At 60.0% G+C, this 13,646-nt stretch carries 10 protein-coding genes; 3 read left to right on the top strand and 7 right to left on the bottom strand.

The genetic code is table 11. The features are described 5' to 3' along the window. Window positions 1-98: 98 nt before the first annotated feature. The 6 genes from ntrC to glnA all read right to left on the bottom strand — a co-directional run bounded on the left by ntrC (window position 99) and on the right by glnA (window position 6,306). The gene (gene ntrC, locus AAIS01_RS11380) at window positions 99-1,535 is read right to left on the bottom strand and encodes a nitrogen regulation protein NR(I) (protein ID WP_047226913.1); all 1,437 of its coding nucleotides are present in this window, start codon (window positions 1,533-1,535) and stop codon (window positions 99-101) included. Next, window positions 1,532-2,617, bottom strand: coding sequence for a nitrogen regulation protein NR(II) (gene glnL / locus AAIS01_RS11375; protein WP_047226914.1), 1,086 nt, complete (start codon window positions 2,615-2,617; stop codon window positions 1,532-1,534). Before glnL ends, ntrC begins: the two co-directional genes overlap by 4 nt. 231 nt (window positions 2,618-2,848) lie before the next feature. After that, window positions 2,849-3,472, bottom strand: a complete 624-nt coding sequence (locus AAIS01_RS11370) for a DUF4124 domain-containing protein (RefSeq protein WP_343469041.1) — start codon at window positions 3,470-3,472, stop codon at window positions 2,849-2,851. Next, window positions 3,469-3,987 (bottom strand): DUF4124 domain-containing protein, encoded by a 519-nt coding sequence (locus tag AAIS01_RS11365; protein ID WP_343469040.1) that lies wholly within the window; start codon window positions 3,985-3,987, stop codon window positions 3,469-3,471. Before AAIS01_RS11365 ends, AAIS01_RS11370 begins: the two co-directional genes overlap by 4 nt. A 231-nt stretch (window positions 3,988-4,218) precedes the next feature. Then, window positions 4,219-4,776: a chorismate mutase gene (locus AAIS01_RS11360; protein WP_343469039.1), complete on the bottom strand. Its 558-nt coding sequence runs from the start codon at window positions 4,774-4,776 to the stop codon at window positions 4,219-4,221. Window positions 4,777-4,899: 123 nt separating this feature from the next. After that, window positions 4,900-6,306: a type I glutamate--ammonia ligase gene (gene glnA / locus AAIS01_RS11355; protein WP_343469038.1), complete on the bottom strand. Its 1,407-nt coding sequence runs from the start codon at window positions 6,304-6,306 to the stop codon at window positions 4,900-4,902. Between the two features lie 328 nt (window positions 6,307-6,634). Between glnA and thiI the strand changes: the two genes are divergently transcribed. Further along, window positions 6,635-8,089: a tRNA uracil 4-sulfurtransferase ThiI gene (thiI, locus tag AAIS01_RS11350; RefSeq protein WP_214912583.1), complete on the top strand. Its 1,455-nt coding sequence runs from the start codon at window positions 6,635-6,637 to the stop codon at window positions 8,087-8,089. A 138-nt stretch (window positions 8,090-8,227) separates the two neighbouring features. Continuing rightward, window positions 8,228-10,048, top strand: a complete 1,821-nt coding sequence (gene typA, locus AAIS01_RS11345) for a translational GTPase TypA (RefSeq protein WP_047226918.1) — start codon at window positions 8,228-8,230, stop codon at window positions 10,046-10,048. A gap of 225 nt (window positions 10,049-10,273) precedes the next feature. Here the strand turns inward: typA and AAIS01_RS11340 are convergent, their stop codons facing one another. After that, window positions 10,274-10,711: a YkgJ family cysteine cluster protein gene (locus AAIS01_RS11340; RefSeq protein ID WP_343469037.1), complete on the bottom strand. Its 438-nt coding sequence runs from the start codon at window positions 10,709-10,711 to the stop codon at window positions 10,274-10,276. Between the two features lie 254 nt (window positions 10,712-10,965). Between AAIS01_RS11340 and AAIS01_RS11335 the strand changes: the two genes are divergently transcribed. Continuing rightward, on the top strand, window positions 10,966-13,416 hold the full coding sequence (locus tag AAIS01_RS11335; protein ID WP_343469036.1) for a glycogen/starch/alpha-glucan phosphorylase: 2,451 nt from the start codon (window positions 10,966-10,968) through the stop codon (window positions 13,414-13,416). Window positions 13,417-13,646 lie beyond the last annotated feature (230 nt).

The following is a 13,646-nucleotide window of genomic DNA, read 5'->3' as shown; positions in this document are numbered from 1 at the left end:
CGAATGCGGTGTATCAGACGCATGGATGTCGACTGATACACCGCATTCGCGAGCAAGCCCGCTTCCACAGGTGTTGCGGCGCCGGGCTGAAAACTATTTCAGCCCTCATCCCCCTCATCATCATCCCCGCCATCAACCTTCATCCCCAATTCCTTGATCTTGCGGGTCAAGGTATTGCGGCCCCAGCCCAGCAGCACGGCGGCGTCGCGGCGGCGGCCGGCGGTGTGCTTGAGGGCGGTCTCGATCATGATGCGTTCGAAACTCGGTACGGCGCTGTCCAGCAGGTTCGATTGGCCGCGGGCCAGGGCTTGATCGGCCCACTGGCGCAGGGCCTGTTCCCAGTTGGTCACCGGGGCCGAGTCCTGAGGCAGGCTCAGCAGCTCCGGTGGCAGATCGCTGATGTGCACTTCGCGACCGGACGCCATCACCGTGATCCAGCGGCAGGTGTTCTCCAGTTGGCGCACGTTGCCGGGCCATGGCAGGTTCTTGAGGTATTCCTCGGTTTCGCTCTTGAGCAGCTTGGGCTCTACTGCCAGCTCCTGGGCTGCGCGGCTGAGGAAGTGCCGGGCCAGGGTCGGGATGTCTTCGCGACGATCGGCCAGGCGCGGGATATGAATACGGATGACGTTCAGGCGGTGGAACAAGTCCTCACGGAATTTGCCGGCGTGAACCAGGGTTTCCAGATTCTGGTGGGTCGCGGCGATGATGCGCACGTCCACCTTGACCGGCGTATGGCCGCCCACCCGATAGAACTCACCATCGGCCAGTACGCGCAACAGTCGGGTCTGGGTGTCGGCCGGCATATCGCCGATTTCGTCGAGGAACAAGGTGCCGCCGTCGGCTTGTTCGAAGCGTCCGCGCCGCAAGTTGGCCGCGCCAGTGAACGCGCCTTTCTCGTGGCCGAACAACTCGGACTCCATCAGGTCCTTGGGAATCGCCGCCATGTTCAGCGCAATGAACGGTGATGCCGCCCGTGGACTGTGGCGGTGCAGGGCATGGGCCACCAGTTCTTTACCGGTGCCCGATTCTCCGTTGATCAACACGGTGATGTTGGAGTGGCTCAAACGCCCAATGGCGCGAAACACTTCCTGCATTGCCGGCGCTTCGCCGATGATTTCCGGGGTGCGGGCCAGCGCCGGCACCTCTTCCATGCCCTGTTGCTCCTGGGCGTGCTGGTTGGCGCGCTTGACCAGTGAGACGGCCTCATCGACGTCGAACGGCTTGGGCAGGTATTCGAAGGCGCCACCCTGGTAGGACGCCACGGCGCTGTCCAGGTCCGAATGGGCGGTCATGATGATCACCGGCAGCCGTGGGTGCTGCTCGCGAATCCGCGCCAGCAGGTCCAGGCCGCTGGCGCCGGGCATGCGGATGTCAGAGATGATGACGTCCGGTTGCTGACGGGCCAGGCGGCTCATCACTCCGTCGGCGCTGTCGAAGCTCTGGGTGGTCATGCCTTCCTGTTGCAAAGCTTTTTCCAGGACCCAACGGATAGAACGGTCGTCATCGACGATCCACACGGTTTCACTACGGCTCATGTCGATGTGGCTCCTTGTTCCAGTGGCAGGAAGATCGAAAAGGTGGTGTGGCCAGGGTGGCTCTCACATTCGATCAGGCCCTGATGCTGACTGATGATGTTCTGGGTAATGGACAGGCCCAGCCCGGTACCGTCCGGGCGACCGCTGACCATGGGAAAGAAGATGGTTTCCTGCAGTTCCGCGGGAATGCCCGGGCCGTTGTCGATGATTTCGATCTTGGTCACCAGGCGGTGGCGCACATGGCCGATGGTGAACTGGCGCATGGCGCGAGTGCGCAGGCTGATGCGGCCCAGGCGCAGCTCGTTCTGGCTGCTGATGGCCTGCATGGCGTTGCGCACGATGTTCAGCACCGCCTGGATCATTTGCTCGCGGTCGATCAATACATCGGGGATGCTCGGGTCGTAGTCGCGCACCAAGGTGATGCAACCCTGGCTCTCGGCTTCCACCAGGCTGCTGACACGCTCCAGCACTTCGTGGACGTTGCACATCGCCAGGGACGGCAGCTTGTTGGAGCCGAGCATGCGATCCACCAGATTGCGCAGGCGGTCGGCTTCTTCAATGATGACGTTGGTGTAGTCCTTGAGGCTTTCTTCGGGCAGTTCCCGCGCCAACAGTTGCGCCGCGCCGCGAATCCCGCCGAGGGGGTTCTTGATCTCATGGGCCAGGCCGCGCACCAACATCTTGCTGGTTTCCTGCTTGGACAGCTGAGCCTCTTCCTTGGTGATGCGCAGCAGGCGATCGCGGGGGTGCACCTCCAGCAGCAGCAGCGTGGCACCGTTGTTGAGGATCGGTGTTACCGCGTAATCCACGGTCAGGGTCTGGCCGGTCAGGGCGGTGAGCATCGCTTCGCGCTTGGTGAACGGGTGCGCCTGTTCCACTGCCTGGCGCAAGGAGTTGAGCGCCTCGGCCGATTCCGTGAACAGCTCGCTGATGAACTGCCCATGGCTGCGCTGACCGCTGACGGCCAGCAGCATCTCCGCTGCCGGGTTCATGTACTCGAGGCGCAGTTCGGCATCGAGCAGGATGGTTGCGGTGGTGAGGTTATCGAGTAGCAAGCGGTGTAGTGCGTCGCTAATGGTCATCAGGACCTCTTTTGGAGCGTAAGCAAGCACGCGTATGACGCGCTGATACAAGGAAAATGCAAAAACCAAACCAAGGCTCCGAAAAGAAGCGTTTAGAGCCTCAAACGAACCTTTTTCGCCCGATTGCGTGGCGTTCTGCCAGCTTTTTCGGGTACTTTCGAACCAAAATGGGCTGGGATTTGAGTAGGGTGCAGACAGTTGCACCAATATAGTGCGTCCTTCGGGAGGGCGTTATAAGAACGGCAGGATGCTGCTTTGCTCTTCTGCGGGCTTGTCGCTGAGGGGGCATTCGGGGCGCTGGCCATAGTCGGCTGTGGCGCACGGTTTGATGCGGCGTTTCTGCGCCAGGGAAATGCGTTGCATGTGGAAGGGCTGGTTGGCGGTGCGTTCGACGATACGGCCCTGCTCATCAAGAATCTCTACCGCCAGATGATGGCTGCCTCGATCGATGTTGCTCAGCGCGAACACTGGGCTGGGTCCCGGTTCGCCTGTGGGGTTGCCGTCCAACAGCAGGCGGTAGCGGTGGCCTTTTTGCAAGCTGGGTTCGCTGGTGGCCGTGACGATCAGTTCCCCTGCTGTGCTGCGTATCGTGGCATCCGGTTCAGGAATCAACAGTCTCAGCATTTCGTAACGGAACATTGGCTCGGGCTTTTTTTCAGGCGCCGTTGTTGAGGCTGCGTCGGAGGGCGGTGTCGCCATCCGGTTGGCGGGCGGCAGTTGCACTTTCTGGGCGTTACCGGGGCGCGGTTGATCGGTGAAGACCCGATTGCCCTGGGCGTCGATGTAGGTATAAACCTGCCCCACCGCCGGCAGCGCGGCCAGGGACAGGCTCAGCGTGAGCAGCCAGCGGCTCATGGGCGGTGCACCCGTTGCACGGTGAAGATGACGGTTTCGCTCTGTTGCACTAGATGTTCGCCGTCGATGACCTGTACCGCCAGGCTGTGCTCGCCCCGGTCGATATTCACCAGTTGCAGGCGCGGTACATTGCTCGGCTGGCCATAGGGCTGGCCGTCCAGCAATAACCTGAACAGATGAGGGCTTTGCAGGCGCGGCCGAGCCAGGACGCCAACGGTGAAGGTGCCGTTGTTGGCGCGCAGGGCCTCTTCGCTGGGGATGTCTGTCAGCTCCAGGGTTTCGTAGGCGTTGCTTGGCTTCTCCCGGTTCGCGGCAGGCGCAGCAGTGTTCGGGTTGGCCGGGGGCTGGGGTTCGACACTGTTGAGCGGCGGCAGCTCCACTGCTTGGGCCGGTACCCCATCGGGCGGCTGGTTGCTGTAGGCGGTGTTGCCGTCGGCGTCGGTGTATTTGTAGATCTGTGCGGCGGCTGGCAGCGACAACAGCAGCAACAGCATTCCTGGAAAGCCACGACCCATAAAATCAACCGAAAACCAAAAGTGTTGGATTGCAGCATAGGTCAGGGGAGGCGGTTGGCCCAAGTTGTTGCACGCAATCCTCTGTGGGAGCGGTGTGCATAGCCTCCGGGTGCGACACTGGCCCCCTGTGGGAGCGGGCTTGCTCGCGAAAGCGGTTTGTCGGCCACTGAGATATTGGCTGTGCCGGCCTCTTCGCGAGCAAGCCCGCTCCCACAGGGGAGGTGTGTGGGCTCAGGTTTTTTTGGGCACGCACAGCTCTGCGGTCGCCCGAACCAGCGCCATTTGCCGCAACGGGTCGTTACTGAGGGTATGGGTGGCCTGGGCCAGCCATTGTGGGCATTGCGGGTCGGTGCGGTAGGGGCTGAAGTCGGCCAGTTGTTGCAGCAGGCGTTTTTGCAGTTGATCCAGTTGCGGGCGGATCTGCCCAACCAGGTCCGGGCGCGGCGCGTCCGGGGCTTTGCCTTGCAGTTGCCAGTCGGACAGATGCGCGTATTGCACCAGTTTGTTGGCTTCTATTTGTGCACCGAAAAACGCCTCTACCGCTTCACTGCTCAGTTTGTAAGCCGGTGCCTGGGCGACGGCGGCGGCGATCACCTCGCGTTCGCGCTGGCGGTCTTCGACCGGTTTGCGGCTGTCCCACTTGCTCAAGGCGACTTGGTCGGCAATGGCCAGGCGCTCGCCTATGGTGCCCAGCAGTGGGGCGAGGGCGGTGGGTGCGGTGGCGGCCTGGGCGGCGGAGCCCAACAACGCGGCAGACAGCGCAAGGCAGAGTGAAAGGCGGGAAGTCATGGGTGATCTCGTCGTCGAATAGTGGAGGGCGCAGATAATCATGCACGTAACCTGCGCCCATAAAAAAGGCCTCCCGAAGGAGGCCTCTTTTTTATTCACGCCGCATGGGGCGACGCTACCGGATCAGCAGCTGTAGTACAGCTCATATTCCAGTGGGTGTACGAAGGTGCGAACCTTGATTTCTTCTTCGCTTTTCAGTGCGATGTAAGCGTCGATGAAGTCATCGCTGAATACGCCGCCCTTGGTCAGGAACGCACGGCCCTTGTCCAGCTCTTCCAGGGCTTCTTTCAGGCTGCCACACACCTGTGGAATTTCCTTGGCCTCTTCAGGCGGCAGGTCATACAGGTTTTTGTCGGCGGCATCGCCAGGGTGGATCTTGTTCTGGATACCGTCCAGACCGGCCATCATCAGTGCCGCGAAGGCCAGGTACGGGTTGGCAGCCGGGTCCGGGAAACGGGCTTCGATACGGCGAGCCTTAGGGCTGTTGACGTAAGGAATACGGATCGAGGCGGAACGGTTGCGAGCCGAGTAGGCCAGCATCACTGGCGCTTCAAAGCCTGGTACCAGACGCTTGTAGGAGTTGGTCGACGGGTTGGTGAAGCCGTTCAGGGCCTTACCGTGCTTGATGATACCGCCGATGAAGTACAGGGCGGTGTCCGACAGGCCGGCATAACCTTCGCCTGCGAAAGTGTTCTTGCCGTCTTTGGAGATCGACATGTGCACGTGCATGCCCGAACCGTTGTCGCCGTACAGAGGCTTAGGCATGAAGGTCGCGGTGCGGCCGTAGGCGTCAGCAACGTTGTGTACGCAGTACTTCAGGGTCTGTACTTCGTCAGCCTTCTTGACCAGCGTGTTGAATTTCACGCCGATTTCGTTCTGGCCGGCAGTCGCCACTTCGTGGTGGTGAACTTCGACGGTCTGGCCCATCTCTTCCAGTGCGTTGCACATGGAGGTACGGATTTCGTGGTCGTGGTCGAACGGTGGAACCGGGAAGTAGCCGCCTTTGATGCTTGGACGGTGGCCTTTGTTGCCGCCTTCCACGTCCTGGTCGGACATCCACGAGCCTTGCTCGGAGAAGATCTTGAACATGGAGCCGGAGATGTCGGACTTGAACTTGACCGAGTCGAAGATGAAGAACTCAGGCTCAGGGCCGAAGAAAGCGGTGTCGCCGATACCGGTGGACTTCAGGTATTCCTCGGCGCGGTGGGCGATGGCGCGTGGGTCGCGGTCATAGCCTTGCATGGTCGACGGCTCGATGATGTCGCAGACCAGAATCAGGGTCGGCTCTTCGGTGAACGGGTCCAGGACAGCCGTTTCGTCGTCCGGCATCAGGATCATGTCGGAGGCTTCGATGCCTTTCCAGCCAGAAATGGAGGAGCCGTCGAACATCTTCCCGATTTCAAAGAATTCGTCGTCCAGCGCATCACGGGCCGGCATGGTCACGTGATGTTGAGTGCCTTTGGTGTCAGTGAAGCGCAGATCAATCCACTTGACGTCATGATCTTTGATGAGTTGAACCGACTTCGACATATGTCCTCCGGGTGGCTTCGGGCGGGTAATGGTGTGCCCTTAGATATGGGTGATGCCGGCGCGAATACTCTGCCAAGGCAACCTGCCTCACAAGGGAGCAATTTGCATGCCAGTGCCCCAGCATGGGTTTTTTGCACCAAATCCACGCTTTTAAAGCCTTGGAACCCAGATTGTCGAACAATTGCGCACTGCAATGTGGCGTGACTTGTGGGTCGTGACCTGTTTTGGTGCGCGGAAAATGGAGTGCAGATTAACTGGTTAAACCTTGAGCAATTTCCGCTATAATCCGCGCCCCCCTTTTTCGGCTGGCCGTTCGCGCGCTGTTTTCATGAAACTAATCGTAAAAGTCTTCCCCGAGATCACCATCAAGAGCCGCCCGGTACGGATGCGTTTCATCCGCCAGTTGGCCAAGAACATCCGTGCCGTGCTCCGCGATCTGGACCCGGCTGTGGTGGTGAACGGCGTGTGGGACAACCTCGAGCTGGAAACCCGCGTCAGCGAACCCAAGATCCTCAAGGAAATGACCGAGCGCCTGAGCTGCATGCCGGGCATCGCGCATTTCCTGCAGGTCGACGAATACCCGCTGGGGGATTTCGACGACATCCTCGCCAAGTGCAAGCTGCATTATGGCGATGCCCTGGCCGGCAAGATTTTCTCGGTGCGCTGCAAGCGCGCCGGCAAACACCCGTTCAGCTCGATGGACGTGGAGAGATACGTCGGCAGCCAGTTGCGCAAGCAGTGTGGCGCCGCCGGAATTTCATTGAAAGACCCGCAAATTGAAGTGCGCATCGAAATTCGCGACCAACGGTTGTTCGTGATCCACAGTCAGCACGACAGCATTGGCGGGTATCCGCTGGGTTCGCTGGAGCAGACCCTGGTGCTGATGTCCGGCGGTTTCGATTCCACGGTCGCGGCCTACCAGATCATGCGTCGCGGGCTGATGAGCCATTTCTGCTTCTTCAATCTCGGCGGGCGCGCCCATGAACTGGGCGTAATGGAAGTGGCGCACTTCATCTGGAAGAAGTATGGCAGCTCGCAACGCGTGTTATTTGTGAGCGTACCGTTCGAGGAAGTCCTGGGCGAGATTCTCGGCAAAGTCGATAACAGTCATATGGGCGTCATTTTGAAGCGTATGATGTTGCGTGCCGCGTCCAGCATCGCCGATCGGTTGCACATCGATGCGCTGGTCACCGGCGAGGCGATCTCCCAGGTGTCGAGCCAGACGCTGCCGAACCTGTCAGTGATCGACTGCGTGACCGAAAAACTGGTACTGCGCCCGCTGATCGCCAGCCACAAGCAGGACATCATCGACACGGCCAACGCGATCGGCACCGCCGATTTTGCCCGGCACATGCCGGAATACTGCGGGGTCATCTCGGTCAATCCGAAGACGGCGGCCAAGCGCGGGCGTGTGGAGCATGAAGAGAAAGAATTCGACATGGCGGTGCTCGAGCGTGCGCTCGAAAACGCCAGGCTGGTGCCAATCGATCGGGTGATCGACGAATTGGGCCAGGACATACAGATTGAAGAAGTCGGCGAAGCGCTGGCCGGTCAGATCATCATCGACATCCGTCACCCGGACGACGCTGAAGACGACCCGCTGAGTGTCGCCGGTATCGAGGTACAAACGATGCCGTTCTATGCAGTGAACGCGCGTTTCAAGGAACTGGACCCTACTCGCCAGTACCTGTTGTATTGCGACAAAGGCGTGATGAGTCGCCTGCATGCCCACCATTTGCTCAGTGAGGGGCATGCCAATGTGCGCGTTTATCGACCGAGCTAAGTGCCCGGGGCTGTTTGCCTGTGGCCTGCGTCACCGGCCCCCCGACGCCGCCGACAGGCTGTAACGGCTTTGTCGGACTCAACGTAAATCGCTGCCACGACCTGTCAGCACACCGAATCCTCTGATCGAGATACACAAGTGATCGAAAATCTACGCAACATCGCCATCATTGCTCACGTTGACCATGGTAAGACCACCCTGGTAGACAAACTCTTGCGTCAATCCGGCACCCTGGAGCGCAACGAGCTCAACGACGAGCGCGTGATGGACTCCAACGACCAGGAAAAAGAGCGCGGTATTACCATCCTGGCGAAAAACACCGCCATCAACTGGAATGGCTACCACATCAACATCGTGGACACCCCGGGCCACGCCGACTTCGGTGGTGAAGTAGAGCGCGTAATGTCGATGGTCGACTCCGTGCTGCTGCTGGTCGATGCCCAGGACGGCCCTATGCCGCAAACCCGTTTCGTGACCAAGAAGGCGTTCGAAGCCGGCCTGCGTCCGATCGTGGTCATCAACAAGGTTGACCGTCCAGGCGCGCGTCCGGACTGGGTTCTGGACCAGATTTTCGACCTGTTCGACAACCTCGGCGCCACCGAAGAACAGCTGGACTTCAAAGTCGTCTACGCCTCGGCCCTGAACGGTATTGCCGGTCTGGACCACACCAACATGGCCGAAGACATGACCCCGCTGTACCAGTCGATCGTCGACGACGTACCTGCGCCGAAAGTCGACCGTGACGGTCCGTTCCAGATGCAAATCTCGGCTCTGGACTACAACAGCTTCCTGGGTGTGATCGGTGTTGGCCGCATCGCCCGTGGCCGCATCAAGCCGAACACGCCGGTCGTGGCGATCGACGCCGATGGCAAGAAGCGCAACGGTCGTATCCTCAAGCTGATGGGTCACCACGGCCTGCACCGTATCGACGTTGAAGAAGCAGCTGCCGGCGACATCGTCTGCATCAGCGGCTTCGAGCAACTGTTCATCTCCGACACCCTGTGCGACCCACTGAACGTCGAAGCGATGAAGCCGTTGACCGTCGACGAGCCAACCGTTTCCATGACCTTCCAGGTCAACGACTCGCCATTCTGCGGTAAAGAAGGCAAGTTCGTGACCAGCCGTAACATCAAGGAGCGTCTGGACAAGGAGCTGCTCTACAACGTGGCACTGCGCGTTGAAGAAGGCGACTCGGCCGACAAGTTCAAGGTTTCCGGCCGTGGTGAGCTGCACCTCTCGGTTCTGATCGAAACCATGCGTCGCGAAGGCTTTGAAATGGGCGTAGGTCGTCCTGAAGTGATCATCCGTATGGTTGACGGCGTCAAGCACGAACCGTACGAAAACGTGACCATCGACCTGCCGGAAGAATCCCAGGGCGCGATCATGGAACAAATGGGCCTGCGCAAGGGCGACCTGACCAACATGGTTCCGGATGGCAAGGGCCGTGTGCGCCTTGAGTACAACATCCCGGCTCGTGGCCTGATCGGTTTCCGTAACGAGTTCCTGACCCTGACCTCCGGTGGCGGCATCCTGACTTCGATCTTCGATCGTTATGACGTGATGAAGTCCGGCGACATGTCCGGCCGTCAGAACGGTGTTCTGGTATCGGTTGCGACCGGCAAGGCACTGACCTACTCGCTGGAAACCCTGCAGGCGCGCGGCAAGCTGTTCGTCGAGCACGGCCAGGACATCTACGAAGGTCAAATCGTCGGCCTCAACAGCCGCGACAACGACCTGGGCGTGAACCCGACCAAAGGCAAGAAGCTCGACAACATGCGTGCTTCGGGCAAAGACGAAACCATCGCATTGGTTCCGCCGGTCAAGTTCACCCTGGAGCAAGCGCTGGAGTTCGTGCAGGAAGACGAACTGTGCGAAGTGACGCCTAAGTCGATTCGCCTGCGTAAGAAGATCCTTGGCGAAAGCGAGCGTACCCGCGCTGCCAAGAAAAGCGGTAACTGAGTTTCGACTTAGTTAATGGCTGAAAAAAACGCCCCTGATTGTGAGATCAGGGGCGTTTTTTTATGCCTGGAAGTTATGTAGCGCCTGTCAGGGCCCCTTCGCGAGCAAGCCCGCTCCCACAGTGGATTTGCAGTGGATACAGATGTTGTGTCCAACATGAATTCCCTGTGGGAGCGAGCTTGCTCGCGATGGCGCCGGCTCAGGCACCGCTGAACCAGCAGCTGATCAGAATTTGTCCAACGTCCGCGGATTACGCTCGCGCTCCACTGCCTTGGGCTTGTAGGCGCAATACCCCGGCCTAGGTCCGACCCGCGGATGGTTGCGGCAGGTGTCCGGGCGTTTTTCGTAAATGGTGCACAACCGGCTCTTGCGATCCAGATACAGGCAATCGTTGTTGCTCATGCGCTGAAGCGTGAAGATTTCGGATTTCTGGTTATAGCGCTCGACGATCCCATCCTTTTGCAGGCGCTTGGCGATGTTTTTCGGTGGGTCGCCCAGTTCGAATTCATCGACGATACCGATCCGGATCAAGTCCTTGATCTTGACCTCCACCGGCAGTGTGCAACAGCTCGACACGCAGGAACCGCACATTGGCGCGGAGTACTTGGCCCAGGTATCGATTCGGTCGATCTCCGCGGCGGCGATCAGGTTGGGCTTCATCATCAAGGTTTACCAGCATGCATCAGGGCGCGCGATCATACCGGGACTGGTGAAATTTTGAACGACCATCTGCCGGTTTTTTTTATGCCTGGCAAAAACGCAGGCTGGATAGGCACGGCCCCTGCATTCATTCGCTCATATGGCAATTCCCTGGCGGCGATTCTCCGTCACCCTGGAAAAACCAACGAACCTGCGCCTGTAGTGCCTGTCAGACCGTCTAGGCTCAGACAATTTCATGCTCGTTCGAGGTCTCATCAATGACTCAAGAACCACTTGTTCGCGAAGCCGAAGTGGCTGCATTTCGCGAAGCCGTGTTGACCAAACTCACTTACGCCGTCGGCAAGGACCCGGATCATGCGTTTGATCACGACTGGTTCGAAGCTATTGCCCTGGCCGCCCGCGACCATATGGTCGAGCACTGGATGGACCACACGCGGCAGATCTACCGCAAGGGCCAGAAGCGCGTCTATTACCTCTCCCTGGAGTTTCTCATCGGCCGCTTGCTCTATGACAGCCTGAGCAACCTCGGTCTGCTGGACACTGCGCGCGAAGCCCTGACCGAACTGGGCGTGGATCTGGAGCGCATTCGCCTGCTCGAACCCGATGCGGCGTTGGGCAACGGCGGCCTTGGGCGGTTGGCGGCATGTTTCATGGAAAGCATGTCCACCTTGGGCATTGCCGGCCATGGCTACGGCATTCGTTACGAGCACGGCCTGTTTCGCCAGGCGATCGTCGATGGCTGGCAGCAGGAACAAACCGAACACTGGCTGGATTTCGGCAACCCATGGGAGTTCGAGCGGCCTGAAGTGGTCTACCCGATCGGCTTCGGCGGCAGCGTCGAAACCGTGACCGACGACGCCGGCAATACCAAACAAGTCTGGTCCCCGGGCGAAACCGTGCGAGCCATCGCTTATGACACGCCCGTGGTGGGTTGGCGCGGTGCCAGCGTCAACACCCTACGTCTGTGGCGCGCCCGTGCCGTGGAAGATTTGCACCTTGAGCGTTTCAATGCCGGCGACCACTTGGGTGCTGTGGCGGAAGTGGCCCGGGCCGAAAGTATCTCCCGTGTCCTGTACCCGGCCGACAGCACCGAGGCGGGTCAGGAACTGCGCCTGCGTCAGGAGTACTTCTTCGTCGCCGCCTCGCTGCAGGATTTGCTGCGCCGTCATCGCAACATGCACACCTCGGTGTTGACCTTGGGCGATCACGCGGCGATCCAGCTCAACGACACTCACCCGTCGATCGCCGTGGCCGAATTGATGCGCCAATTGGTGGACGTCTATGACGTGGCCTGGGACGCCGCCTGGCAGATCACTCAGGACACGCTCTCCTACACCAACCACACACTGCTGCCTGAAGCCCTGGAAACCTGGCCGGTGGGGCTGATGGAGCGCATGTTGCCCCGGCACATGCAGATCATTTACCTGATCAACGCCCAGCACATCGATTCGCTGCGGTCCAAGGGGGTGCACGATTTCGACGTGCTGCGCGCGGTGTCACTGATCGAAGAAGACAACGGCCGTCGGGTGCGCATGGGCAACCTCGCGTTCCTCGGCTCCCACAGCGTCAACGGTGTATCCGGGTTGCACACGCAACTGATGCGCAGCACGGTGTTCTCCGAACTGCACAAGCTCTATCCCGAACGGATCAACAACAAAACCAACGGCATCACGTTCCGCCGCTGGCTGTTTCAGGCCAACGCTGAACTGACCTCGATGATGGTCGATGCCCTGGGCCCGAGCGTGCTCGACAACCCCGAAGAACGCCTGATCGAGCTGGAGCCGTTCGCTGATCAGCCGGCGTTTCGCAAGCAGTTCGCCGAACAGCGCCTGCACAGTAAAAAGGCCTTGGCGCATCTGATTCACGAGCGCTTGGGTGTGGCCGTGAACCCGGCGGCGATGTTTGACGTGCAGGTCAAACGGATCCATGAATACAAGCGCCAGTTGCTTAACCTGATGCACACGGTGGCGCTGTACCAGGCGATCCGCGCCGAGCCGGAAGTGGACTGGGTGCCACGGGTGAAGATCTTCGCGGGCAAGGCTGCCGCCAGTTATCACCAGGCCAAGTTGATCATCAAGTTGACCAACGATATCGCCCGTGTGGTGAACAACGACCCGACCGTGCGCGGCCTGCTCAAAGTGGTGTTCCTGCCCAACTACAACGTCAGCCTGGCCGAGAGCATCATCCCGGCGGCGGACCTTTCCGAGCAGATCTCCACCGCCGGTTTTGAAGCGTCCGGCACCAGTAACATGAAGTTCGGTCTTAACGGCGCGCTGACCATAGGCACCATGGACGGCGCCAACGTGGAGATGCATGAGCGCGTGGGCGGTGAGCACATGTTCATCTTCGGCCTGACGGCTGAGCAGGTGGAGGCTCGCAAGCAGAATGGCGAGTTCAGCGCCGCGCCGGACATTGCCGCGTCCCATCGCCTCAACGATGTATTGCAGGCCATTCGCGGCGGGGTGTTTTCGCCGGACGATCCGATGCGTTACACCGGGCTTGTCGATTCGCTGGTGGACTACGATCGCTTTCTGGTCTGCGCCGACTTCGACTCTTACTGGGATGCCCAGGCCAGGGTTGAAGAGCGTTGGCACGACGCGCAGCACTGGTGGCGTTCGGCGGTGCTCAACACCGCGCGCATGGGCTGGTTTTCCTCCGACCGGACCATCCGTGAATACGCCACCGACATCTGGAAGGCCTTGGAGTAGCCGCAGCGGGAAATGTGAGCCAGGCCCAACGGTGGTTGGGCTGGGTCGATATACTAAGCGCCAGTTGCGCCGGGCTGTGTGACCGGCTTCAGCCATTGGAAGCACCTGTAACCTCATGTGGGAGCGGGCTTGCTCGCGAAGGCGGTGTGTCAGGCAATGTTGATGTTGTCGGGTACACCGCCTTCGCGAGCAAGCCCGCTCCCACAAGGTTTGTGTGGTTCCTCTAGACT

Source organism: Pseudomonas halotolerans, from assembly GCF_039581215.1.
Taxonomy (GTDB): domain Bacteria; phylum Pseudomonadota; class Gammaproteobacteria; order Pseudomonadales; family Pseudomonadaceae; genus Aquipseudomonas; species Aquipseudomonas tehranensis.
The sequence above is the reverse complement of the archived record's forward strand: the minus strand, read 5'-3'. Positions and strand labels throughout refer to the sequence as shown.